Below are 25,045 nucleotides of genomic sequence, written 5' to 3'. Positions count from 1 at the left end.
TCGTGAAATCCTGTTAGTAGCGATAGCCGTAATCACCAATCAACTTTGGTGTGTTTGCCTCTCCCTCTAACTCACCAAAGAGCAAGCGTTCAAAACGCGTTGGTGAGCGGAAGCTATCCAGAGGTGTCGGTATGGACTCGAGATCACCCGTCGGCTGAACCAGACTCGCCGTGGCAATGATCACCAGTTCACGTTCAATCTGTTTACTCTTGTTGGTTCGAAACAGCGCGCCAACCCCTGGCAACTCACCCAAAAATGGAATGGCATCAACGGAGTTTTCTTCTGATGTTCTTAGCAACCCAGCCAACGCAAAACTTTGCCCATCAGCCAACTCGATGGTGGTGGTCGCGGTTCGCTTATCCAGCCCCGGCACATCAACCCCATTAATTTTGATAGAGTTTTGACGGCTAAGCGCACTGACAACCGGTGTCACGGTAAGCGAAATGCGATTTTCCGATAGCACGGTTGGTGTCACCGAAAGACCCACACCAAAGCTCTTGAACTCAACACCAACCGAATCACCATCGATGCTTGGGAAAGGAAACTCTCCCCCCACCAAAAATTCGGCTTTTTCACCCGATTTTGCCGTGAGATTCGGTTCAGCCAGCACATTAACGAGGCTCTTTGATGCCAGCGCATCGATGATGCCCATAAACGCTGATTCTTTAATGAGATTATCGGGGTCAGTTAAATCCAGTCCTGCGGCAAATTCGTTACCGGGTGACACACCCAGCATCCAATTCGGATTGACCGATTGCCAGCGGATCCCCAGTTCTTCACTGGTACTCTTGGCCATCTCCACCATACGGATTGAAATGTTCACTTGAGGTGCGGCAGTGATTTTTAATTGATTGATCACCAAAGGCAGCACCGATTGCCCACCCGGCCCTTCTGGCTGGTTGGCGGATTTACGGCTCACTTCCGCTGTGATTTCTTTCAGACGGTCTTTGTCTGCAATCTGCCCAAGCGCAAAATTGTTCACCAAACTCAAAATATCCGCCGCCATTTCTGGGCTTGCTACCGTACCGGCCACGGCGATCGAATCGCCCACCGATTGAAGGCTAATGCGGTAGGCGGGATATAAGAGCTCAAGGTGACGTTCCAATTGGCTCAAACCACTGTTTTTCACATTCAGACGATAGTGCGCAATAGCATCCCCTTCTTTGCCAACAATCACTAGGTCGGTTTTGCCCACTTGCGCGCCAAATACCAACGCACTGCGTGCAGACGGTGTTTTGACATCGGCAATGGTTGAATCCACGATGTAGACGCTGCGCATCTCTTTCGACAGAGGGATGAGTCGGCTTTGCCCCACTTCTAAGGTGATCTCTTTGGCCGCCTGTGCGAAAGGCACCACCAGCGTGAAAGCGGCAACCAGCCACCATTGTTTAGCCACGTGCATCATGATTACTGCCCCTCCTTCACGTTACCGCGGATCACCGTCACCGACTGGGTGGGTTGTTGCTCAAGGTCATACGCGCCCGAAATATCTTTAGCCCACTTGAGCGGTTTGTTGGCCACTTCGGTTTGATCGTGATTGCCGCGTAACACTAGGGATAACTCCCCGAGCTTGCTGGCCAACACCAATTTTTCTGCGTCTTGAAGTGATACTTCGAAGGTCACTGAGGTTGGATCATAACTTTTGGCACTTTTCTCTGGCTTTTGATGGGTAGAATATTGATTGCCAATCGCGAGCAAATGAATGTTTTGCAATACCGTTTCGACAGCCATGTTGTTGTATATCGGCGTGCCGTTGGCGTCTTGGTCGATTTCCGATTGGCTTGTCAGCAGCACATCCACTTTGTTTCCCGGACGAAGTAAGCCGAGGCCTGCCGCCATTGGGTCAAGCTCAATCGAAATCGCTCTCATACCTGGTTTCACCAGTGCAGACAGAAAATCCGATTGCTCTGGGCGCAACAACATGGCGGGAGATAACACCGTATTGGCGGGAATAAACTGCACTGCCACACTGCCGGCGATCTGTTCTAGCTCAAACACGGGCTGAAGAAACACCTCTCCCAAGGTTTCTCGTTCTTGCAGCGAGACTTCTTTCCACTCCAAGCTCTCTCGCTCGATAAATGATCCCATCGCCAGCGCTCGGCTAGTGACCAGCACTTTCGCTTTTCGCTCAACAGGCGACAGGTGTTTTGATGATTGGTGGGGCTGGGAGGTATCTAACCAGACAAACCCCGCCAGTAATAAGGCAACAGACAAAGCTGCAAAGACAGCCATGTACCAACGACTCATGATGAAAAATCCAATTTATAAAATAAGGTAAGCGGTTGAAGCAGATATCGAAACACCAAGTGGAACCGTCCCTTGATGCGCGTTTGATGTGGCAAAATAAGCACGAGCCAACTGCCAAACCGCCAATATTCCTGCCCCAAATGCACTGAGTAAAACAAGCTCAAACCAGTGGGGGAACACAATCCAAGCACAGACTGCCGCTAACTTCACATCCCCCGCGCCGAGCAAGCCGTATTGCCAAAGCAGCATCCCCACGACACAGACAATGAGGGCATACAAAGTGGCATCAAGCCAGAACGGTGAGCCCTGCATAAAACGATAGCCAGTCGCCACCAAAAACAAGAGCGCTATGTTGGCGTTGTATATCTTTCGCTGTAATGCATCGCTAAGCATGACCACCATCAGCAATACCAATAAGGCAGTGATCGCGACAATCTCTGGATTCACGTTTACTCGCCTGCAGGGTTCAGGCTGTTAACGATGCCAAGAAACTTCTCTTTCAGCGCAGAAATAAACACCCCATCTGAGCCGAAAATAGCCAGCACACCAGCCGCAAGACCGGCAGCAAGGATTCCATATTCAATCGCGGTTGCACCGTTTTCATCGTTAATGAATTGTTTCAGCATCATTACTCCTTTTTGAAACAACATGTAAATGGTTATGAGAATTAATATCATTTGCAAATGATAACATTTATATTATTATGCGCAACAAATAAAGCGATGAATATTTTACAAAATGACATTTTGCTAGTGTTTTTGATCGAATTTTTACCATTAGTTAGATCATTGATCTGATTAATAGAGCATTCACTCAAATCACGGCGTCAATCCCCTTCTCATCCATCGAGCAAATTTTTCAATAAGGAGTGAAAATGCGCTTATTTGCCAAGAGTTTGGTTGCCTCAACCATAGCGGGTCTGTTGACTGCATGTGGTGGTGGTGACAGTGGCGGTTCAGCAACCAGCCCAGCAACGTCCACGAAAGTCACCTTGACGGGTTTTGTTACCCCCTCTCAAGCGACACCACTGAATAGTCATGAAAGCACCAAAACGGAAGTGAGACTGCTGGCGGGCGAAGAGATTGTGGCGCGCTCAACCGCGAAAAGACACGCAGGTGAACATCAGACTCGCTATCTACTCGAGGTCGATCCTGCAAAACTGAGCAATGCGCTTCCCCTAACCATTGAAGCCGTCAGCGTTGTTTATCCGCTTGAATCTTCAAATGAGGTTCGCACTTTAAGTACCGCGACCACCAGCACAGAGAAAACCGCAATACGCGAAGTGCTGCTGTATCGAAATGCGATAGGCGCTAAGAAACCGTTATTGGCCGCAGACAAAAACGGCGACTCTTTCATCACACATGATGAATGGCTGCCACTGACATTCTCGCAAACCAATTCGTTGTTTGTTGCTCTCGACCCCAGTGGTGAACGAAGTGCACTTGAGCTAATGGACGAACATGGTCGTGAGAAAATCATGGCGATCGCCGCCTTGTTGCACACCATTTCCGATCCATTTGATAGCGAAAAACAGGTTGCACTCTCTTCTCTAGAGATGGAAAAAGCGTCTCTGATTGATGCCTTGCTCAAGCATGAAACAATTGCTGCACCTTTGACTGAGGGCGCTCGTTGGATCGACGTGGTGAGTTCAGTCTATGAGCAGATGGCTCAAAACCAAGCGATTGTTTTGGCTGATGGCTGGCAAAAACGTATCGAAGATAAATGGATCGAGATGCACGCCGTTGAGCAGAGCAATGTGCTACGTGAAGTGCTTGATAATTCCTATCCTACCAGAACACTGGTCCTGAAAGGTGAAACCGTTTCGGGCATGAAAAACCCGCAAATCTCGTTGCAAATTGGCTCCTACCCTAACGATCCTTTGGCAAGCAGTCACTATGACAATCCGCTCAAACCCAAGCGTCCATTGCTGCTGCCTATCACGCCCGCTGGCGCCGTGAAATCCTCCACTTCCATTGAGGGGGCGAATCGTCAGTTTGAGCTGCGCCTTACTCTACGTGACACCGCCAACGGCTTTGATGCTTGCCAGCCAACAGGCAATGAAGTCTACGTTTATTACGACAAGAATGAAGATCTCACCAAGCCAAGCGCCCATCCGACCGACAATATGCAAGATCTGTTGACAGTGATCGCCTACGATCCTGCCAGCGGGGTGGAAATGCGCTCCTACTTAGGCGCGTTTTGTGAACTGGCAAGTGCCGATATCGATAAGAACCAAGATGGCATCGTCACTGCTGATGAGTTCCCTCGTTTAAAAATCTCATTTGAAAACAACGCGCATGCACTATTAGCCGAGCGCAGTGGATTAATGCATCACGGTGGCGGTCAATACGCGAAGCCAGTGAAACAAACGGCGATCGATACGCTGTTTGCCAAGCACACACCAGAAATGTTGCAACTGATGAGTTCCATTGTTGCGATGCAGATGGCATCGGCGCACAACAACAAACTACCGGCTATCGACAACGCTTCTGATTTTTTCCGTACTGCAGCACAACTGCTTGATTTGGACTATAACGCCCAATACCGCATGTATAGCAAAAGCAACCTCTTGCCTGAGCCGTTTCAAGTTATCCAACTGCTGAAAAACGTTTCAGACGTTGCGCATCATATGGAAGATACCGACACCACCATCAACAACTTGTTGAAATGGAGCGCTCAAGCGTTTAGCAATTTGAGCCAGTTCCCACCAGACACTAAGATGGCATCAGAGCTCAACACAGCCATGGATAGCAACACAAGCTGGCTACCTGTTGAACCCATCAACGGCTTGGAATCGATTTGCAACACCGAATTTGCGCAAGACCAAATCCGTGGTATCGCCGTTCGTGGGCGCGGTGACGACTGGCTGACCTTGGAGTGGCAACCACAAGGCAACAGCGGTTACACGCTGCACTGGGATACCAAACCATTCACGAACTTAAGCGAGGCTGCCAATCAAACGGTAGCGGAGGAAAACATAATAACGTTAACTGGGCTCACTAAGTTCACTCGTTATTACTTCCAAATTGCTCATAAAGGGACACCAAGCGCTCAGTTCAACGTACGCATCGGTGACGCAGGGCTGACCAACTCACATCGTTTTGATTCAGACTTTGGCTGCGACTCGATGAGTGGTTACGCACGAAACTCCAATGCCGATGGTTACCAATCCCTTTCCTTCCTCAAAATCGATGCGCAAGGCGAGCGCTTGGCTCGACAAGATCTCCCTTATATTGCGACACCGCATAGCTGCACAGTGGAAAGCAAAACTGGCCGAACTTGGGCTGTGCCAAACAGTGAGATGGAGGAAGGCGATCGCATTCGTCACTGGTATGGCATCGACAATCGATACCTGCATGGTGATAACTTGGCGGTAACAGACGACCAATACAACGGGTTTTGTGTCGCCATCAATGGTGAGGTTTATAGCCAAGACAAAGCGCGCCACTGTACGGTGAATCAGCTAGTTCAGCGAGCCAACGAATCCAAACTCTGTGGCATCAGCGAATGGAGGCTGCCGACCTACGAAGAAACACTCAATATTCTCACTTTGAAAGGCAAACCTCAGTTGAACTTTGATGATGATTACTTCCCTAGCATAGATGGCAACTTGTTGTGGATGAGCGAGCACAATCCAGCACTGACTGGCTACGCCAATCTACTTCGCTCTACCAGCATCGATGTGAGAACACAAATCACGCAGATCAACACCCCTCATCAAGTGATGTTGGTGAGTGATGGATTAAAAGTGGATCAGGAATAAGGAAGCAGACATGAAGACAACTTTTCTCATTTCATTAGCAGCGGCGCTTTCCGTTCCTGTCTCTGCACAATGCCTTCCAGAAGAAGGGCGTTTTGAAAAAACGATGATTGACTTTCAAGGCACGAACTACTGGGTGATCAACGATAACAAAACTGAGCTTCAATGGATGATGTGTCCGATGGGTCAGCAAGGTGAACAGTGCATCGGTGATGCGGTTCAAGAAAAACGTTTGGATCTTGATGGGCTTATTGAGACCTTCAATCAAGCCGAAGGGGACAGCACGCTAACGTGGCGCCTGCCTCATACCCAAGAGCTAATTACCATCTCCGATCAGAGCTGTCGCTATGGCACTTATACCGATTACTTCCACTTAGCGGAAACCACCGAGCATTTAGAGCAGCTTTATCAAGCTGTCGCCCCTTTCAAAGAGAAAATGGACATTCTGTATCAGCGCCATCAAGATAACTTAGCGCTACTGCAAAAACGCCGAGAAGCCGATTCAGAGGTTGATGCAAAAATGGCAGAATGGTTGGAAAAACGCAGGCAGCTCCTGAACTACGATGAATGGACACTTGAGACACAAAACTATGTCGCTCAAAAACTGGAACCGTGGTTAAAAGACAATGTGCCTGAATGGGTAAATGCACGCACAAGTTTCTACAAGTTCTTGAACTCTCCTCACTTCGGAGATAAAGATCTAGGGTTAGAAAGCCTCAACAAGTTCTACAGTAACCATTACTCGAAAATGGAACAGGCTTACGCAACTCAAAATGGGGCGACCATCTCTTTTAAAAACGTACCAAAGTTAGATATTGCTAGTGATAGCATCTTAAGCGTGAACTACGACCATTCACTGCTTACGATTCAAAGCCAACAAAATTGGTGGAAATACTATGTACGATTGGTCAGAGCGATACCACACGAGAATCGCTAATACAAAAGCAGGGGCATTCGTGCCCCTGCTTTCTTATTTTTGACATCCATGACTCAATGGCCGGAGTTAAAAATCAAACTGCAAGTAGACCGTGTTGTAGTTACTGCCGCCTTTGATTCGACCAAACTGCGAGGCTTTCTCAAAGATCGCGGAGCGGTGATGCAAGGAGTAGCCAAACCAGACGTTCTTCCAATCATTCTTACCCACCAAATCACCCACATTCACATCAAATGAAAAGTCGAGATAGTTGAGCAAATGGCTTGGGGTATAACCCTTACGCTCCATTTCACTCTTCTCGATATAGGTGATATTGTCGATATAAGACATCCCTTCTGCCACACCAAAGCGCCATTGCGTCGGCCAGTTAAAGGTGTAATACGCTTTGATAGAGACCACGGTCTCTGTACTTGAGCTTTGCACCTCTGAGCTCCAGTGGTGCGCGATGCCCGAATGCAAGTAGAGGTCTAGCGGCAGTCCGAACAACTCATCTGTCAACGGATGGCCATAGAACACTGACGTTAGCTGGTTATTGTAAGGATCTTTTTCGTGTTCAAATTTGAATATCTCACCAATGTTCGACGGCGTTCCCCAACCGTGCGCCACACGCAGATACGGCTTGTTTTTCAGGTTAGACTTTCGTTCTTTGGTTTTATCGTTAAAGAAACCAAAGCCAACGTAGAACTCACCCTCATAACGATCTTCCACCGCATCGCTGTTGTAAGCATTGTTATCTAAACGCGTAATACTGGTTTGGCCGAGCAAGTAAAGATTAGAAATAACGTGGTAACGGCCTTTTAACGCGATATTGGTGTCCACACCGGCGCCAATGTTCTGTTTGGAGACATCTGAAAACGCATAGTAAGTACTGTTGAAATCAGCGTCTTTGTAGCGCAGCGTGACTGAAGGCTCTAGCTCCCAGTCACCAAAGTCATATTTGGCAGCCAAGCGGTAGTTGGAGTGAAAACGGAAACTGTCGTCAGACATCAATTCCACTTCAAAACGCCACTGGTCGTCTATTTGATATTTCAATTGTCCACCGAAATCCGCTTTGTCGCCTTCGATAGAGTTTTGTGCAATCTTGGGAATATCGATAAAACGTAGACGCGTCAGCGCATTAAATTGCAATTGTTGCTCTTCTGACTGCCACAAGTACGCCCCCCCTTCGATGCCGCGAATGAACACATATTCATTGTCAAAAAACATCATAGGTACAAAGGTACTAACGGTTTGATCGCCTCCTTGCGTATCAAAAGGAATCGACGCTGTGCGGTACATTGCGGCGATGCCCCAGTTTTCCTCTTCTGCAGCCAAAGCGCTTTGTGTCCCACCTAAGCCAACAATTAGACTTAAAGCCAGCCATTTCTTTTTCATTTTTGTTTAAATTCCAGTTAATTACGCTGATTAATTCATCAAACAGAAGAAAAGCTCTTATGTTCATTATCAATTAGCCGTTACAATTAGTAGATATTGTCATTGATTTGAATTTAATGTGAAAGCCTCAGAACTGAAAACTTTTCTCCTTAGCCTGCCAGACGGTTACGATCCCGATGTTGTGATGGGAGAAGAATGGCTGCCAGAAAGGTTGGTAAATACACGCCTTGACGATAATTTGTTGTTTCTTGAATTCGATAATGCTCCAGAAGAAAACCAAGGCGATGAAGAGGGTCGTGGCTTTGTTGAACATGAAATTGCCATGATAAGACAGCGCTTTGAACACATTCTCGATGAAGCCAGTGACACAAAAACTAAAGCCGACGCTATGTTGGCTCTCTTCCTGATGGGCCATGAGCTCTCAAGCTCTGAGGTGATCGAAATTCTTGAAGAAAACGACGACAGTGATGGATATTAATCTTCCTCTCACCTTGTAAAATGGCGTAAATGACTTCATGTTGTAGTTAACCTCGTTTGCTGGTGAACACTATGTTTAATGTATTAACTTCATTATTTAAGGAGCTTATTGAGGGTTCTGACCTCAGTAAGCACAAAGCGACCAACCCAAATTTGGCCATTGCGAGCCTACTTTGTGAAGTCGCCGGTGCCGATTACCAAATCGATGAGCGTGAGCAAGCCGTTAAAAGGCAATTACTCAAACGCCTACTCAATCTAGACGATACTCAAGTAGAAGCCTTACTTACGCAAGCACAAAGCGGTGTCGCTGAATCAGCTTCTTTGTATGATTTCACCTCTCAGCTTAGAGAGTTGTCTCAAGAAGTCCGCTTTGATTTGATTAAAGGCATGTGGGAAGTTGCCCACGCTGATGGCGAGATCGACCCACTGGAAGACGCCGTCATTCGTAAAACCGCCGAACTGCTTTATGTCGACCACAGCGACTTTATACGTGCCAAACTGCAAGTGCTCGATAAGTAGTTTTTTAATAACGTCACAACAAACTCAACGAAAAAACGCGCCGAGGCGCGTTTTTTATTACAGATACGATGTATTTGGCCATCCACCCGTTAGAACATGGTTAATGCCAGTTTAGCGAGGTTATAAGCATCCACATACCCAGAATGTTGACGCCCTTCCCACTCAATGCCTTTGGCTTCTTGCGCAGCTCGATGACCAATACGCTTATCTTTCAAGCGATTTTGAATTCGGTACAACGTCGCAATATTAATGAACTCATTGAATGGCGCATCTATGCCTTTTTCTTGGCATTCTTGCATAAGGATTCGGTCATCACGCCCCCAAGAGGCATAGATTTTATTGCTGCCACCAAAGTTCTTGATCATCGACTTAATCACTTCAGCCAGCGGCCTACCCTGCTTTTCAATCTTACGCGGCGTAATCCCTGTCAACTCAGCGCAAAATAGCGACACTTCATCGTGTTCGGGCTTAACGTAATACTGAGCGCGCTTGACGATTTCACCTTTGAGCAAATCAATCTCTGCTAAACCGATTTCAATGATTTCCCCTGTGCGACCTACGCCATCTTCGTTCCAGCAGCACATTTCTAAATCAAAGCAAACAATTCGGTTGTGGTTCATAAATCGCCTTTTCGTTTCCCAGCCAATAAAGCGCGGAAGTTTACCTCAATAAAAACAGAAACTCGACTCAAGCCATACCGTTTGTCTAATTAGCCTGCAATTGTCGCGCAATTTCGCCCTTTGTTTTTGCTTCGGTAAAGCTGAATATCCATCCTTTGTATCAACTCTTCCACGTCCTCATCTTTATGTATCGCGGCCCCTATACTAAGCGTGCAGTGAATTGGGGTTTCTTGATAATAGCAGGCCGTTATTTCGATCCCCTCTCGAATCGACTCTAGGTAACACGACAGCTCTTTTGGTTGAGTCACCGAAGAGAGAATGCCAAATTCATCACCACCAAAACGGTAAAAACGGTCGCCCTCTTGCAGCAAAGCACTGATCATCCTTGCCACTTCAACCAACACTTCGTCCCCACCTAAATGGCCATATTGGTCATTGATCTGCTTGAAATGGTCAACATCAAAGCCGATCAAACTAAATGGCACTTGTTTATCAATCATTTCAGTTAAATCGTGGCGAAACGCGCGGCGATTCAACAATTGAGTTAATGAGTCATGATCCACCATAAACTGCAGCTCTTTGGTTTTTTCGTTGAGCATATAGTTAAGGCGTTGCTTCTCGCGAGTTTGCAAGTTCACCACGTGTGCTACTAAAGACGCCATGATGAGGCCGATAACCACGATCCCCATTAACACAGCACGGTCCCACTTGGACAGGCTTCTTTCCAGCTTAAACTCCACTTGCCAGTCACGATTTGGCAACGACACCACTTTACTCACCACAGCACCTTTAATGTTTGACCAGTGAGGGCTCTGGTAAAGGATAGGGTCATCTTCAGCATCAAAGCCTAAATCTGTCACTCTTACCACTAGGCTAAGTTCCGTCGCGGTTTTCGTCACCAGTTCTTCAAAGTAGACCGTACTACGAATCACCCCCACCACAACACCAAGTAAGGTTTCGCGGCGCTGGTCGAATACAGGGTGATAAACCAACAGTCCCGTTTTATCTAATGAGCGATCGTAACCATCTTGCAGTAAACGGACTTTATCGGAAACATTCGCCCGCCCAGTGCTAAAAATATCGTCCAGAATCAACTCGAAACGAACTCGAGCCGAATAAAAGCCAAGCAGTTCAATATTCTTTTCACTTCGTGGGTAAATGTCACTGGCAATGTAGATAGGTCGCCCGTCAGAAAAGACGTACCCTTCGGTCTTGGGGCCATCTTTAGGAACAGTGAAAACGATGAAATTCGGAAAGGTTTCTCTAACATGGGCAATATGCTGCTCAAGCTGCTCGGGGTAGACTTTTTGCATCCACTGCAAACCGATCAAACTCTTTGAAGATGCCACAGTGTGGCGAGCGAAAACTTCAAAGCGCTCCCAATCTTCCGGCGCAACGGAGTAAAAGAAATTAGCGCCCGAGCCTATATAATCCAAGTCGTTTTGCACAAACTCTCGCAATGATTCAGCTTGACGCTGTGCAAGGTTGTTAAACATGGTCGTGGTATAACGCTGCTGAATTTTGGCGGCAACAAAGAGGAAAACTGCCGTCACAACTAACGTCGCAACAAACGCGATAAGCGAGGCAGAATGCCTACGCAACCATTTGGTAGAAAAGACAGAAACAGGTTGACCCACAAACAAATCCATTTAATTCAATATCACCGAATCGATCGCCAATAAACACGATAACCGTATAAACATCAAGCTTATTAATCGTACACCAGTCGGTTATGTTGTTTTTTTCAGCAATCAAGCCCTAAATTTTGCCTCAATCTCGCATTTATTGCAGCCTAGCAGCTTGAATATGCTAATATTCGTCACCATTTTTACGTCTAATACTAGGTGCAAATCGCAAATTCGCCCGTCTATGTCGTCTATCGCGAGCCAATCAATGCACCTTTAAATCAATCGAATAGAGAAAAATTAGCATGAACATTGATTTAAACCTTATTCCTCAAACGTTCGATATGCTTCACGCAGGTCTAGCGGCGTCGAGCGTTTTATTACTACTAGTGGCTGTTTCTCGTAAATCCAAAGTGATCGAGAAAGTGGTTGAGAAGCCTGTAGAAAAAATCGTTGAAGTCGAAAAACCGGTCGAAAAAATCGTCGAAGTAGAGAAAATCGTTGAAGTTGAAAAAGTGATTGAAAAAGTGGTGGAAGTCCAATCTAAGCTTGCCACCGCATCCACTGATTCTGCGATGCAACTGCTTTCAATCATGCAGCAAGAAGCTCGCTTGATTGACTTCCTACAAGAAGATCTCACCGCATTCTCTGATGAAGAAGTGGGCGCTGCAGCGCGTGTTATTCATAGCGGTGGCCAAAAAGTACTGAAAGAGTACGTGACGCTCGAAGCGATCCGTAACGAAGACGAAGAGAGCCGCATTGTGGTTGAAGAAGGTTTTAACCCTCAAGCGATCCGTTTAGTCGGAAACGTAACGGGTAATGCGCCATTTAACGGCACCTTAATCCACAAAGGTTGGAAGGCTTCTGCGATGTCGCTACCTAAACTGGCGGAAAACTACGACGCTTCGATCATCGCACCCGCTGAGGTTGAGCTGTAATGGAAACGATGATGACACCCGCAACCGAGCAAGTAGCAAAATTCAGCGTTGGTATCGACTTAGGTACCACGCACTGTGTTATGTCATTCATGGATACCCAGGATGAGCAAGCTCGCGTACAAGTGATGGCTATTCCACAATTGACGGCGCCTGGCACCGTTGAGTCTCGCAACCAGCTTGGTTCTTTTCTTTACCAGCCGCATGAGCATGAGATGAACCCTGCATCACGCGTGTTACCATGGACGACAGAACCGACTGCCCTTGTCGGTGCGATCGCCCGTAATCTGGGTGGCAAAACGCCTTTGCGTTTGGTGGCCAGTGCGAAATCTTGGCTTTGCCATGGTGGCGTGAATCGCCGTGATGCGTTTTTGCCTGCTGGCAGCCCAGAAGAGATTGAAAAAGTTTCACCATTGCGCGCCACCGAACTTTATTTAGAGCATCTAAAGCAGGCGTGGGATCACGCACAGCCAAATCACCCGCTATCAGAGCAAGACGTGACCATTACGGTACCAGCGTCGTTTGATCCTGCGGCGCGCGATCTGACTGCAGAAGCTGCGCGCAATGTGGGTTTTGTCCATCTTACCTTGTTGGAAGAACCTCAAGCGGCACTTTATAACTGGATCGACAACAGCAATGACAAATGGCGCGATGAAGTCACCGTAGGTGATATCGTGCTGGTGGTGGACATCGGCGGTGGCACCACTGACCTTTCTTTGGTGGAAGTGACCGAAGAAGAAGGCAATCTGACCCTCAAACGTATCGCTGTCGGAGAACACATTCTTCTGGGCGGTGACAACATGGATCTTGCCCTCGCCTACAGCTTGAAGATGAAACTGGCTCAGGAAGGCAAAGAACTGCAACCTTGGCAAGTACAAGCCATGACGCACGCTTGTCGTGACGCGAAAGAAGCGCTGCTCAATGATGCCGAACTGCAATCGGTACCGATTGTCGTGCCAAGCCGCGGTTCTAAGTTGCTCGGCGCAACACTGAAAACCGAGCTGACGCAGCAAGAAGTGCAGCAAATGCTCGTCGATGGCTTCTTCCCTAAAGTCGCTATCACCGAACACCCAGTACAACGTAACCGCGGTGCACTAACCCAGATGGGCCTGCCTTATGCACAAGACGCAGGCATCACTCGCCACATTGCAGCGTTCTTGTCGAAGCAAGCCAATGCCAACGGTGAAGCGGTACCTGCACAAGATTACAACCCGTTTGTTGGCGGAATGCCGGGCATGGCTCAACAAGCTGCTGTCGATTTCATCAAACCGACCGCGATTTTGTTCAATGGTGGTGTGCTGAAATCATCGCTATTGGCAGAACGTTTGGAAGAGACCATTAACGAATGGTTGCTTGACGCTGATGCAGAGATGGCAAAACGACTCACCGGCGTCGATTTGGATCTCGCGGTGGCGAGCGGCGCGGCTTACTATGGCGCAGTGCGTCGTGGTCAAGGTGTACGTATCCGCGGTGGTATTGCTTCAAGCTATTATGTCGGTATCGAGAGCGCAATGCCTGCCATTCCGGGTATGGCTCCTCCAATGGAAGCACTGTGTGTGGCTCCGTTTGGCATGGAAGAAGGCACCAGTGTCGACGTACCAAGCCAGCAGTTTGGTTTGATCATCGGCCAACCAGTGAACTTCCAATTCTTTGGCTCAACGGTTCGTCGCGACGATCTTGCAGGAACACATTTGGACCATTGGGGCCAAGATGAGCTTGAAGAGTTACCAGAAATTCAAGTAACGTTACCGGTTTCCGAAGGTCGCCGTGAAGGCGAAGTGGTGCCGGTGACATTGGCCTCACGCGTGACTGAACTTGGCACACTGTATTTAGAAGCGATTGCAGCGGACAATGGTCAAAAATGGCACGTGGAATTTGACGTGCGTGACGATGCCTCTCTGGCAGAATAATCGAACAAAACAAACGGCATCCGAAGGGTGCCGTTTTTAAATCAATCAAGGGTTTGTCATGGCATCTCCTCGCTATCTTGTCGGCATTGACTTAGGCACCACGAACACGGTGGTCGCGTTTTGCGAACTGACCGAGAACTTACAACAATCCAACGTCTCCCTTTTCGATATTGACCAGCTTATCGGCCCCGGTGAAGTGGTTCGTAAACCGCTGCTTCCCTCTTTTCGCTACCACCCTGCCAACGGGCAAATCGCGCCTGCCGATCTCACCTTACCGTGGGAAAACCAAAATGTGGCTGGCGACATTGCTAATGTGATCATTGGTGAATGGGCACGCGAATTGGGCGCGAAGGTGGAAGGGCGTCAGGTTTCGAGCGCTAAGAGCTGGCTTTCTCATCAAGCGGTTGATCGTCATTCAGAAATACTGCCTTGGGCCGGGGTCAGCGATGTTGAGAAAGTCTCCCCTGTTATTGCCAGTGCCAGTTACCTTAATCACATTCGCCAGGCATGGAATCATCGCCACCCGGGTAATCTGCTCGAAGAGCAAGAGGTGGTGGTCACCGTACCGGCATCATTTGATGAAACCGCACGTAAGCTGACCCTCGAAGCCGCTCAACTGGCAGGCTTAAGCCAAGTGCTTCTGCTCGAAGAGCCTCAAGCGGTTTGCTACGACTGGTACGCTCGCCACCAGCACAATGCCACAGAGTTATTAAAAGAAATCCCGCTGATTTTAGTGTGCGATGTCGGCGGCGGCACCACCGACTTAAGCTTGATTGAAGCAAAATTTAACCAAGATGCACTCGCCTTGGATCGCATCGGGGTTGGTGAACACCTCATGCTCGGCGGCGATAACCTAGATTTGGCCCTCGCGCATTTAGCGGAGCAGCGCTTTAATCAAAGCAAAAAACTCAATGCTGCCAGCCTCACCAAACTGATTCAACAAACACGCAAAGCCAAAGAGCAACTCCTCTCGAGTAAGGCACCGGAAGAAGTGAAGATCACCATGCTGGGCAGCGGTTCCAAACTGCTTGGCGGCACCAAGAGCATCGCTTTGAACAAACAGGAAGTTCATCAAATCGCCCTCGACGGCTTCTTCCCGCTTTCTGATTTTACTCAAACGCCGGATAAACGCCGCAGCGCCGTGGTCGAATTTGGTTTGCCTTATGTTGCCGATCCTGCAGTGAGCAAACACGTGGCCGAGTTTTTATCTCAGCACCAACAAGTCTCTCATGCTGCGTTAGGAGAGTCAGAGGGTGAGCAACCTGCCATTCCGGTAGGTCTGTTGTTGAACGGCGGCGTGTTTAACAGTGACCTCGTCACGGCGCGGATGACCGAGTTGCTCGGTCGCTGGCGCGGCGCGCCGGTTACCGTCCTTGATAACCCACATCCCGATTGGTCGGTGGCATTAGGGGCCGTGGCCTTTGCCAAAGCCCGTCGCGGTGCACAACTAAAAATCGGCGGCGGTTCTGCTCGGTCTTACTTTTTGCATCTGCAAGAAAAAAACAAAATGGGCAAAGCGCTCTGTTTGCTTGCAAAAGGCACCGAAGAAGGACAAGAAATTCGTCTCACTGGACGACGCTTCTCGCTCACCCTTGGTGAACCTGTACGCTTTAACCTACTTACTTCAACGCACGATGCCTTGTCGCACCATGTGGCGATTCAGAACGGCGTCATGGCGGACATCGACCCTGATATCTTCACCCCACTTCCCCCGTATATCGTTACATTGCAGGGGGAAGGCGCAGAATTAGAAGCAAACCAGAAAGAGCGTGTGGAAGTTCAACTCGCCTGTCAATTGACCGAAGTCGGCACCCTGAAGATGGAGTGCGTCAGTGTCGAAGAAGAGGACAAACGTTGGGCACTGGAGTTTGAAGTTCGCAACAAAAAAGCGGAAGAACAAGAACACGCCACACTTCACCCACGATTGAATGAGTGCAAAGAACTCATTACTCGCCTCTATAGTGGTAACAAGAAAAGTGGCGAAGGCAATGAAATCAAAGTATTAGCCAAAGAGCTTGAACGCAAACTTGGCAAGCGAGATGAATGGGACTTCACCACCCTACGCCACTTGTTTGATGCCTTTGCACAAGGCCGAAAACGTCGTCGCCGCTCTGAACAACACGAAAAAAACTGGCTGCGTTTAGCGGGCTTTTCTCTTCGCCCGGGTTTTGGTGATGCAACCGATTCTTGGCGTATCGAGCAAGTGTGGGGTCTCTACCAACAAGGAATCCAGTTCCAAAATCATCAAGGTTGGACCGATTGGTGGGTATTCTGGCGCCGTATTGCTGGTGGTTTGAACCAAGAGCAACAGGAAACGCTGCTTGCCGACATTGCCAAGTACTTGCACCCTGGCGCGATGAAAAACCCACAAACAGCAAAAGCCGCTCAAGATATGGGCTACGAAGCCATGGTTCGACTGGCCGCGTCTCTAGAGCATCTTGAAGTGGAAGACAAAGTTTTGCTAACCAGTTGGTTTTTGAGCAAAGCACTGAATCAAAACCAATTTGAACAAGCACACTGGTGGGCAATTGGCCGCTTAGCCTCTCGTACACCGCTCTACGCAAGCCAACATCGTGTCATTCCACGTGAGCAAGCGGAACAATGGTTACCGAAACTATTAGATCAAAACTGGCAAAAAGAACCGATGATCGCCTTCGCTGCGGTGATGATTTGTCGTAAAACAGGTGATCGTCTCTTTGATATCTCTGAAGATTTCCGCCAACAAGTGCTCACCAAACTGAAACAGAGCCGAGTGCCGGATGCGTGGATAAGCTTGGTCGAAGAGGTCAAAGAGCTTTCTGAAAGCGAGTCTAAACGCGTGTTTGGCGATGCACTCCCTAGCGGGTTGCGTCTAGTGACTCAGTAAACCAGCATTATTGAACCGCCCAATCAGCCAGCATCATGCTGGCTGATTGTTTTTCATCGTGCACCAACCAATTAGCATCGCCCTTTTTTCGCCTGTCCAGGAGGACAAAATGATTGGCTTTCCTCGTGGCTGGAACTCTTGTTCTTCAGTTTCACTTCCACATCTTTGTACTCCCCTTCAACGCTAGTCAATTGGCAGCCAGATAAAAATGCGCATAGACCTAGCGCAATCCATGTTTTTTTCATAGTTTTATAACCTCATGTTTTGTCGCAGACTTTACTGACTCTTGCTTTTAAAATGTCATTCGTTAGTCAACATATCGTTTGGCTTTGTTAGTCCTCGGTAAAAGCGCATAGAAAGGGAGATTGAGATTGTGAATCTAGAAAAATTTGACGACATCTATCAAAGAGCCGCTGAGCGCAAAGGTGGCGAAGCAAAGCTTGAAGCCCTTTTGTCCAAACCACTCACCCAAGCGCAAATTGCCGCCATTCCGGATGATCGTTGGCTCTCTGCTTTCAGTATGAAGATTTTCCAAAGTGGCATTTCTTGGAAAGTCGTGCGAAACAAGTGGCCAAATTTCGAAGAAGTCTTCTTTGATTTTAAAGTGGCACCTTTGTTGATGCTTTCTGATGAACAGTGGGATCTGAAAGCGGCGGATACGCGTATTATTCGCCATCACGCTAAGGTCAAATCCATTCAAGCGAATGCGCAAATGATGCACGAAGTGGGGTTGCAATACGGCTCATTTGGCCAAATGGTGGCGAACTGGCCGAAAGAAGAAATAACGGGACTATGGGCGTTTTTGAAAAAGCACGGCAGTCGACTCGGTGGTAACACCGGCCCTTACAGCCTACGTCAGCTTGGCGTCGATACCTTTATTTTATCTGGGGATGTAGAGGCGTACTTGCGCAGCTATAAAATCATTGAAGGCGGCAAAGAAACTAAGCGCTCGTTAGAAGCCGCAACGCTGGCCTTTACTCATTGGCAACAGCAAAGTGGACGCAGTCTCACGGAAATTAGCCAAGTTATCGCTTTTAGCTCGGGAGATAACCGCGTACAAAGTGCGATTGAAGAATAAATTATTGGGCAGGCACGTCAGCCTGATAAATCATTTCAAGGCAATCTTGCTTGTCGTTACTAAGGTTGGGGAACACCATCCACGACCTTAGTCTCCTTGCAGGTTGAAAGCCGGCCTTTTCTAACACACGCAGACTCGCCGTGTGCTCAATATGAGCATAGCTCCAGACCTTGTGGTATCCGCTTGCTTGTAATGCGTTCGCCATGGCTCGACACATTTCTGTCGCGTACCCCTGACCACTGTATGTACGGTTGAGGCCAAAGTGAATCTCTATTGCCGCTCCTTCCCGCTTAAGCACCATAATACCGATGGGTTGCTGGCTGGCTTTCAACACCACGCTCAGCACTCGCGTATCGGCCTGCGCGTCATACCTAAATGATCGCCAAAGTTCGATGCTTCTTAAGGTGACTTCGGGATTCGGGTGCGCGGCTCTGCCCAAGAACTTAGACGCCGCCACATCGGAAAAATACCCTTGATACAAGGGCCAGGCATCGCTTATCTCAGGCCAACGGATACTGAGGCGATCACTTTCAACTTCCACTGTTTATTTAAACTCCTTAAGTAACGCCATATCAGGCGCTTGTGACAGAAAACGGCTAACAATAAAGTCACCATTGGCGTTTTTGGCCTGATACATGTCTTCGTCGGCCAACTTCACCAGCTCCAATATTGAACTGCTCTGATCAGGATAACAACTGATACCAATACTCGGCGTTACTTGCAAGTGGTGGCCATGAAAGAGAATTGGCGCACTCATGTGTTCAGCAAACTGCTCCGCTTTACTTATTACACCGTCATAGCTCTTCAACAAATCGAGACAGACGACAAACTCATCTCCCCCTAGCCGGCCCAAGATATCCGAATGCCTAAAACAATCAACCATTCGTTCTGCTACGCGACACAGTATTTCATCGCCAGCATCATGTCCGTAAGTGTCGTTAATTTCCTTAAACTTGTTGAGATCAATAAACAACAGTGCCATTTTCAGCCCACTTCGGTTGGCTTTGATGGCTGCGTCTTCTAAAGCGGTCATAAATGCCCGTCGGTTCTTCAAACCCGTTAAGGGGTCACGCTCAGAAAGATAAACCAACTGTTCTTTTTGTGCTCTTAACTCGGTCGTTTGGCGCAGCACTTCCAACTCGAGTTGTTCTCTGGTCACGGTGATCTGCCTGAGTGAGGTTTTCATCGAATTAAAGCGATCGGCAACCACCACAAACTCTTCATCTATCCCTTTGCTACTGATACGGCTTTCTAAATCACCGTGACTTAGCTGGTTGAATCCCGACTGCAATACTGAACAACCTTTTTTAAAACGCTTCAAGATCAGGAAAGTCACAACACTGACCAACAGAGTAAAACACACCAGTGAGATGCCACTTTTAACGATGACACTGGTTAACTGCCCAAGCCGTTTTTCCAACACATTTCTTTGTAGAAATGAGAGTTCTTCGTCCATTGACAGCACAATCATGTTATATCGTGAGTGCAAAAGCTCTTTTGCCGCATAATTGGCGTTGCCGAGTGAGCGCTCATGAATCAGCAAGTCTTGAAAGGTTATGCACATTCGCTCCAAGTTGCTCATGGTGCGGTGAAAGCCAGATGTTTGTTGAATGTGTTCTGATAACTTTTGTTGTGCCACAAACAATTGCTCGTAGCTTTCCTCGTCTTGGTACTGAATAAACAAAGAGAGCTGATTTCTCAATTGTTCGAGGTTTGACTGAGTAAGGTTGATCACCGCCATCTCTTGCCTGATGCTATTTTGTTCTTCATAGACGTTAAACAAAGAGTGCGCGACAACCCCAACCACCAGCAAGGTGGAGAAAAAGAGCAGCGTCAGTTTTTGCGTTAATGAACTCATCCTTGCCACCCTTTAGTGCTGTATCGCACGCGATAACTGCGTTCGATCGATGAGTTTTCGGTAGTCGGGCATCTCACCCGCCACCAATCCATTTTCCAGCGCCCAACGAGCTTGGATCTGTAAGTTTGAAAGCAAGCTGTTACTCAACACCAAGCGAAATGTGTAGTCATCCCAAGTCCAAGACAACTGCCCAATCGGAATATCCAAATAACGCGCAACAATCTTCTGCGTCTCTATAGGATGCTCATGCATCCATTCTAGCGCTCGATCTAAGGCCACCAACACTTGCTTGTTCTCTTGAGGTGCGGATTCCAACGTGGACTTTAATGCCATAAGGTTAAAAGAAAGATGGTAGATACCGCGAATACTCAAATCGTGAATCTGGTGGGACTCTTCATTTTGTAGCTGGTAGCCGTAGGGTTCCCAAATAGAGATCGCGTCTACTTGATGATCCAGCAACGCAATACTCATTTCGTTGGGGGGAAGGTAATGCTTTTCTATGAAAATGTCTGGCGTGACGCTCGATTTGATCAACGCATCAAGATAATACTCACTGGAACTGGCTTTTATAACGCCGACCTTCTTACCATCGAGTTGACGAATTTGTTCGATGCCATTTTCTTTGAGAGTGAGTAACTTTAAATCATTGTCTGACTCCACAAAGCTCGCCAAAACAGCAAAATCATTTCGATCAAAGCTGGAAAACATGACTACCGATTCTGATGCCGTTGCATACTGAACCTCGCCATTAAACATCAGCTGGGCACATTTCACCCCACCATAACAAGGTAATATATCAACGCGTAGGGCTTCGGAATCAAGATAACCAAGCTCTTTGGCAATGATAAACGGGGCAGAAAGTGGCGTTTGAGACACCGCTATGGTGATCACTGAATCAGAGTCATAAAGAGGCTTTTGACTGCTCAGCCAAACAGCAGCCCCTACCGTTACTAACAGTAGTGTGACAAACAAACTTGCTCGGAACCGAACCAACATACTCGCCAACCAAATGAAATCAGACTCATATAATCATAGTCTGAATTTCACATAATACTAAATGGTTATTTTTTGTGCCTAAATGCATTTTTTAGTCACTTAATCATCAATTAAAACTGCAAAAGAAAAGCTTTGATTCACGTTCTAAAAATGTTGTTGATTCAAGTATGGTTTTTCTCAGATATGAAACGTGATGTTGATTAATCTGGTCTTACACTCCTATTTCGATACTTTTTAGGACGACTTATGGCCAAAGCGAAAGGCTTTACTCTCATCGAACTGGTGGTGACGCTGGTTATCATTGGTATTATTGCGGTTACCGCAGCAGCGCGATTTCTGGATATTCAGACGGACGCTCGTATTGCGGTGCTCCAAGGAGCGAGAACGGCACTAGAAACGGCCAATACGCAAGTCTACACCAAAGCCATTTTGCAAAACCAAGAGTCCATCAATGCGCAGTTGGCTCCGAATATCGATCTCGATGGGGATGGTCATCCCGATCTCATTGGCTATTTTGGCCTGATCAAATACGTGATTCCCGCACAAGATCTTGCAGGGCTCGACCCCAAACTCACAATCAATAAATGGTATGGTGTGGATAATCCAGCCGAACCCTATTTTTTAATTGGGTTTGCGAACAAGCCTGTGGGTCCTACGCATCGTTGCTACGTTGAAGTGTTTTACCCCGCCAGTGCGGGAGGTGATGTCACCTATCAATTGCAAACTGCGCACTGTTAAACCGCAAAAAGAATCGAAAAGAAAACACCCCAAAAGGCTCGGTGCCGTTTGGGGTGTTTTTGCTGAAAAGCGTTATTGAATGCTCAACTGAGAAAGCCGATACCAACCAGAGGCTTGCTTGCCATCATTAGCCAAGTTCAGCGGTAGCTCACCATGGCTATCAATCAATGCCACTTCAACGGCATAATCTCCACGTTCGAGATCATCAGGCAACGTTAAACTGGTTCTTGTCGCATGCTCTCCGGGTAACCATGTATTCACGTCATACTTAGATATCGCTGAAAACACGGTTTCTCCTTCACTGTTACGCAGACGATACGCCAAGTTACGGTGAACATAGGGAGGCGCCACGCCGTCGTTACTGAACAAGGTTTCAATAACCCAAGTGCTGCCCGCACTGAGCCACTGCTGGTGAGATAAACTTTTGATTCTCAATCGGTAGCCTAACTTGATCAACGCGTTATCCATCAGTGGGCGATACGCCTCTGGGATCGGTTTCGATTTGAGATTAAGCGAAGAAGCATGGTGTGCAATGGCCCAATCTAAGCTTGCCTGGACTTCCTCTAATGTGTATGCCTGAGCGCTTTGCCATTCCTGCATGGTACCGCAGGTTTCTAAGCTTATAGGCCCGTGTTGCCACGCCTCTTTAAACTGGCTGTCTTTTTGTTCGGCTTGCTGCAAACGATATGGATAGTCATCTTTCATATGACTCCAAGTCGTCGAGAAATGATGCCAATCTCCCCAACAATCGGCGCGCCACCCAGCCCCTTTACTCACCGCATAATTTAGGCTGTTCTCGCCGCTGATGAGCATGACTTTGGGGGTTTTGGGAAATGCTTGAAAGTGCAAATCCACAATATGATTGAGCGTTGCATCACTGTAACGCTGATGCAGTGGTGCTAGGTTAGCAAAATTGCTGTTGTGCCACTCACCCCAAGAGCCAACCATACCAATATCAACATGGCTGAGGTTAGGATTGCCATCGTAACGCTGACCAAACGCGTTCAACAGCTTCGCCATGTAACTCATGTATACGCTGTCTTCTAGGCTCGGAACGAAAGTGGAACCATCTTCACTCCAATCGCCCGCGATCCCTTTATTGATCAACCAGCTTGGGATTTTACTGCCAGTATAAGGCTCATCGGCGGTCATAAAGCGTATCGCAATCATCTTCGCAGGCGATTCCTGGCGATTTTCCGCCAAAATTCGATCGAGCTTATCAAAAGCATATTGCCCTTCAACTGGCTCTAACTCATTCCAATAAAAACGATAGTAATCAATACCCGCTTCTGGATATTGTGCCGTGCTCAGAGTCGCGCCCCAATTGTTATGAAACGTTTCGACCCCCATTCCGGGATTGCTGATTGGCCCTGATAATTCCGTTGGATAAACCGTCACACTCCCCTCGTCAACGGGATCCGCACTCTCAACAACGGAGTTCTCTGGTTTGTTTGCTCCGTTTTCCGCTTGGCCTTTTTTGGCATAGCAAGCGGTGACGGGCATGCTAATAAGCGAAGCCAATAAGAGCTGTTGGTAAAATCGACGTTTCATTCCGTACCTTTTCGTGTTGAGTATGAACTCGCTGACAACACTAGTGAATCAGACCTTTAAACCAGTCCCATATTCCTAGCGAGTAGTCTTTGAAGATATCAATCCCTAACGCTGACTTAAGCAGGTATAAAGCCAAGGCGGATAAGCCAAGCAAGGTCAACAATGCGATGACAACAAACGTCACCGTAAAAAAGTTGACCAATTTCGACTCTTCCGCTCGAACTTGTCCACGGCGGTCACGACCACAGAGGAGAACCAAATAGTAGCGCTTGCCAAACCAGGGCAAACTCTTACGAACATCAATCGAATGCCGAGCCACTAGGCCCATGGATTGCACCGCTTGTTCAATGTCGCGCTTCTGTTGCTCAGTTAAGCTCTCTGCCGTTTGCTTGTCCAGCGCATGGTAAAATTGTGCCACTGCCTTGTTGGCTTTTTTCGCATCCACGTTTATTTCTCCAACGCCTTCTGATAAACCGCAATGGTTTGATCCGCGATTTTATGCCAGTCGTATTTGGCCAAATAATCATGGTAATCCACGCTTTCAGCTTGCTCTGCTTGTTTTAATTTTTCCCCCAGCGCCACCACATCCCCCACTGGAAAATAGTTTTCTTGCGGCAACGCAACTTCAGCATTGGCGGGGATATCACTCACAACGGCTGGCAGCGAGTAAGACATGGCTTCAAGTAAGGCGATAGGCAACCCTTCATGATAAGACGGCATTACAAAGGCGCGCGCCTGAGAAAAGACGGCTTTTAGCTCATCACCATTTAAAAAACCCGTCATATAGACGTTTGGTGTGTTGCGTGCTTTTTCTTTTAGTTCGGCGCTGTACTTCGTTTCATGATCGGTATCTCCCACCAATACCAAAGGCAGAGCGGAACCAGACTGCGCATAGGCATCAATCAGATCATGGAACCCTTTTTCTTCAACAAAGCGCCCTACCGCAACAAAATACTCTTTCACCAGTAAGCCATGCTTGGTCATCACGTCTTGTACTTGCTGCTCATCAAGTTGTTCAGACGCTTCCACACCGTTATAAATCAGGTGGGCATCGTAACGATGGTATTTCTGCTGAATTAAGTCGTTAATCACATCCGAGATCACGATCACTTCATTTGACCAACGCACCGCGAGCTTTTCGCCAAGCATCAGAATTTTCTTCGCAAAACCACCCCATTTTTGGCGATCATAGTCAGGCCCATGGTGAGTAAAAACGACTTTCTTACCCAGTAAACGCAGCAGTGGCACCACTAAACCCGGACCAATGGCGTGAACATGTACCACTTGCGAGCGGTCCACCCAGGTCGATAGTGCCGCTAAGGTAGAATGGATGACGGCTTCCAACGATTTTTTCTTTGGCGCCCACACCGATTTCGTCTCCACCCCTTGATACTGGGAATGTCGATAATCGACATAAGGAGAGCGCGCCAGTACGCAGACTTGAGAATCGGATTGTTCGACAACTTGAGGATATAAATGCTGACAATGTGTTTCGACACCACCTAAAACATTGGGAATACCACGCGTACCCAATACGGTAATTTTTAATGTCATGCT

At 47.7% G+C, this 25,045-nt stretch carries 23 protein-coding genes; 9 read left to right on the top strand and 14 right to left on the bottom strand.

Annotated features, from left to right (window positions below; genetic code table 11):
• Positions 1-13: 13 nt before the first annotated feature.
• Genes CIK04_RS09195 through CIK04_RS09180 form a run of 4 tightly spaced genes read right to left on the bottom strand, consistent with a single transcriptional unit; the run spans position 14 to position 2,873 of the window.
• Positions 14-1,405, bottom strand: coding sequence for a type II and III secretion system protein family protein (locus tag CIK04_RS09195; protein WP_227745964.1), 1,392 nt, complete (start codon positions 1,403-1,405; stop codon positions 14-16).
• Positions 1,406-1,407: 2 nt separating this feature from the next.
• Entirely contained in the window at positions 1,408-2,247 is an 840-nt protein-coding gene (gene cpaB, locus CIK04_RS09190) for a Flp pilus assembly protein CpaB (RefSeq protein ID WP_038969219.1), read from the bottom strand.
• A gap of 15 nt (positions 2,248-2,262) precedes the next feature.
• Complete coding sequence (locus tag CIK04_RS09185) at positions 2,263-2,694, bottom strand: prepilin peptidase (protein WP_097352744.1); 432 nt, start codon at positions 2,692-2,694, stop codon at positions 2,263-2,265.
• A 2-nt stretch (positions 2,695-2,696) separates the two neighbouring features.
• Positions 2,697-2,873 (bottom strand): Flp family type IVb pilin, encoded by a 177-nt coding sequence (locus CIK04_RS09180; protein ID WP_017421111.1) that lies wholly within the window; start codon positions 2,871-2,873, stop codon positions 2,697-2,699.
• 248 nt (positions 2,874-3,121) lie between these two features.
• On the opposite strand from CIK04_RS09180, the gene CIK04_RS09175 reads away from it, so the two are divergent.
• Both CIK04_RS09175 and CIK04_RS09170 read left to right on the top strand, forming a co-directional pair.
• The gene (locus tag CIK04_RS09175) at positions 3,122-6,010 is read left to right on the top strand and encodes a fibronectin type III domain-containing protein (protein WP_097352745.1); all 2,889 of its coding nucleotides are present in this window, start codon (positions 3,122-3,124) and stop codon (positions 6,008-6,010) included.
• A 10-nt stretch (positions 6,011-6,020) separates the two neighbouring features.
• Positions 6,021-6,944: a DUF1566 domain-containing protein gene (locus CIK04_RS09170; protein WP_097352746.1), complete on the top strand. Its 924-nt coding sequence runs from the start codon at positions 6,021-6,023 to the stop codon at positions 6,942-6,944.
• 66 nt (positions 6,945-7,010) lie between these two features.
• Here CIK04_RS09170 and CIK04_RS09165 read toward each other — a convergent pair whose 3' ends face one another.
• Positions 7,011-8,315 (bottom strand): MipA/OmpV family protein, encoded by a 1,305-nt coding sequence (locus tag CIK04_RS09165; protein WP_039449757.1) that lies wholly within the window; start codon positions 8,313-8,315, stop codon positions 7,011-7,013.
• A gap of 118 nt (positions 8,316-8,433) precedes the next feature.
• On the opposite strand from CIK04_RS09165, the gene CIK04_RS09160 reads away from it, so the two are divergent.
• The gene (locus CIK04_RS09160; protein WP_011150559.1) at positions 8,434-8,793 is read left to right on the top strand and encodes a hypothetical protein; all 360 of its coding nucleotides are present in this window, start codon (positions 8,434-8,436) and stop codon (positions 8,791-8,793) included.
• Between the two features lie 71 nt (positions 8,794-8,864).
• Positions 8,865-9,311: a TerB family tellurite resistance protein gene (locus tag CIK04_RS09155; protein ID WP_026050548.1), complete on the top strand. Its 447-nt coding sequence runs from the start codon at positions 8,865-8,867 to the stop codon at positions 9,309-9,311.
• Positions 9,312-9,400: 89 nt separating this feature from the next.
• On the opposite strand, the gene CIK04_RS09150 is transcribed toward CIK04_RS09155, so the two are convergent.
• The gene (locus tag CIK04_RS09150) at positions 9,401-9,931 is read right to left on the bottom strand and encodes a 3'-5' exonuclease (protein WP_017421117.1); all 531 of its coding nucleotides are present in this window, start codon (positions 9,929-9,931) and stop codon (positions 9,401-9,403) included.
• Positions 9,932-10,020: 89 nt separating this feature from the next.
• Positions 10,021-11,580 carry a diguanylate cyclase gene (locus CIK04_RS09145; RefSeq protein ID WP_097352747.1) on the bottom strand — a complete coding sequence of 520 codons (1,560 nt, stop codon included), beginning with the start codon at positions 11,578-11,580 and terminating at the stop codon, positions 10,021-10,023.
• A gap of 281 nt (positions 11,581-11,861) precedes the next feature.
• On the opposite strand from CIK04_RS09145, the gene CIK04_RS09140 reads away from it, so the two are divergent.
• From CIK04_RS09140 to CIK04_RS09130, 3 genes are read left to right on the top strand one after another with little or no spacing between them, the layout of a single operon-like run.
• Positions 11,862-12,494, top strand: coding sequence for a DUF2760 domain-containing protein (locus CIK04_RS09140; RefSeq protein WP_038940697.1), 633 nt, complete (start codon positions 11,862-11,864; stop codon positions 12,492-12,494).
• A complete protein-coding gene (locus tag CIK04_RS09135) occupies positions 12,494-14,401 on the top strand; it encodes an Hsp70 family protein (protein WP_058667028.1) in 1,908 nt (635 codons plus the stop codon). Before CIK04_RS09140 ends, CIK04_RS09135 begins: the two co-directional genes overlap by 1 nt.
• A gap of 58 nt (positions 14,402-14,459) precedes the next feature.
• Positions 14,460-17,267 (top strand): Hsp70 family protein, encoded by a 2,808-nt coding sequence (locus tag CIK04_RS09130; protein WP_097352748.1) that lies wholly within the window; start codon positions 14,460-14,462, stop codon positions 17,265-17,267.
• Between the two features lie 71 nt (positions 17,268-17,338).
• On the opposite strand, the gene CIK04_RS32705 is transcribed toward CIK04_RS09130, so the two are convergent.
• Positions 17,339-17,512 (bottom strand): hypothetical protein, encoded by a 174-nt coding sequence (locus CIK04_RS32705; protein ID WP_013571524.1) that lies wholly within the window; start codon positions 17,510-17,512, stop codon positions 17,339-17,341.
• Positions 17,513-17,640: 128 nt separating this feature from the next.
• On the opposite strand from CIK04_RS32705, the gene CIK04_RS09125 reads away from it, so the two are divergent.
• Positions 17,641-18,345: a DNA-3-methyladenine glycosylase I gene (locus CIK04_RS09125; protein WP_097352749.1), complete on the top strand. Its 705-nt coding sequence runs from the start codon at positions 17,641-17,643 to the stop codon at positions 18,343-18,345.
• A gap of 1 nt (position 18,346) precedes the next feature.
• On the opposite strand, the gene CIK04_RS09120 is transcribed toward CIK04_RS09125, so the two are convergent.
• The 3 genes from CIK04_RS09120 to CIK04_RS09110 are packed head-to-tail and all read right to left on the bottom strand — an operon-like array spanning position 18,347 to position 21,199.
• Positions 18,347-18,886 (bottom strand): GNAT family N-acetyltransferase, encoded by a 540-nt coding sequence (locus CIK04_RS09120; RefSeq protein WP_097352750.1) that lies wholly within the window; start codon positions 18,884-18,886, stop codon positions 18,347-18,349.
• Positions 18,887-18,889: 3 nt separating this feature from the next.
• Complete coding sequence (locus CIK04_RS09115; protein WP_097352751.1) at positions 18,890-20,203, bottom strand: diguanylate cyclase; 1,314 nt, start codon at positions 20,201-20,203, stop codon at positions 18,890-18,892.
• A 12-nt stretch (positions 20,204-20,215) separates the two neighbouring features.
• Complete coding sequence (locus CIK04_RS09110) at positions 20,216-21,199, bottom strand: ABC transporter substrate-binding protein (RefSeq protein WP_086467654.1); 984 nt, start codon at positions 21,197-21,199, stop codon at positions 20,216-20,218.
• Positions 21,200-21,445: 246 nt separating this feature from the next.
• On the opposite strand from CIK04_RS09110, the gene CIK04_RS09105 reads away from it, so the two are divergent.
• Positions 21,446-21,937: a type II secretion system protein gene (locus CIK04_RS09105; RefSeq protein WP_026050545.1), complete on the top strand. Its 492-nt coding sequence runs from the start codon at positions 21,446-21,448 to the stop codon at positions 21,935-21,937.
• Between the two features lie 72 nt (positions 21,938-22,009).
• Here the strand turns inward: CIK04_RS09105 and CIK04_RS09100 are convergent, their stop codons facing one another.
• Genes CIK04_RS09100 through CIK04_RS09090 form a run of 3 tightly spaced genes read right to left on the bottom strand, consistent with a single transcriptional unit; the run spans position 22,010 to position 25,042 of the window.
• Positions 22,010-23,488: a DUF4832 domain-containing protein gene (locus CIK04_RS09100; protein ID WP_097352752.1), complete on the bottom strand. Its 1,479-nt coding sequence runs from the start codon at positions 23,486-23,488 to the stop codon at positions 22,010-22,012.
• 40 nt (positions 23,489-23,528) lie between these two features.
• Positions 23,529-23,933: a hypothetical protein gene (locus tag CIK04_RS09095; protein ID WP_017421131.1), complete on the bottom strand. Its 405-nt coding sequence runs from the start codon at positions 23,931-23,933 to the stop codon at positions 23,529-23,531.
• A gap of 2 nt (positions 23,934-23,935) precedes the next feature.
• On the bottom strand, positions 23,936-25,042 hold the full coding sequence (locus CIK04_RS09090) for a glycosyltransferase family 4 protein (RefSeq protein ID WP_038940706.1): 1,107 nt from the start codon (positions 25,040-25,042) through the stop codon (positions 23,936-23,938).
• Between the last annotated feature and the right edge of the window lie 3 nt (positions 25,043-25,045).

Source organism: Vibrio sp. 03_296 (genome assembly GCF_002265885.1).
Note: the sequence above shows the minus strand (reverse complement) of the source record. Positions and strands in the feature narration are given on the sequence as shown.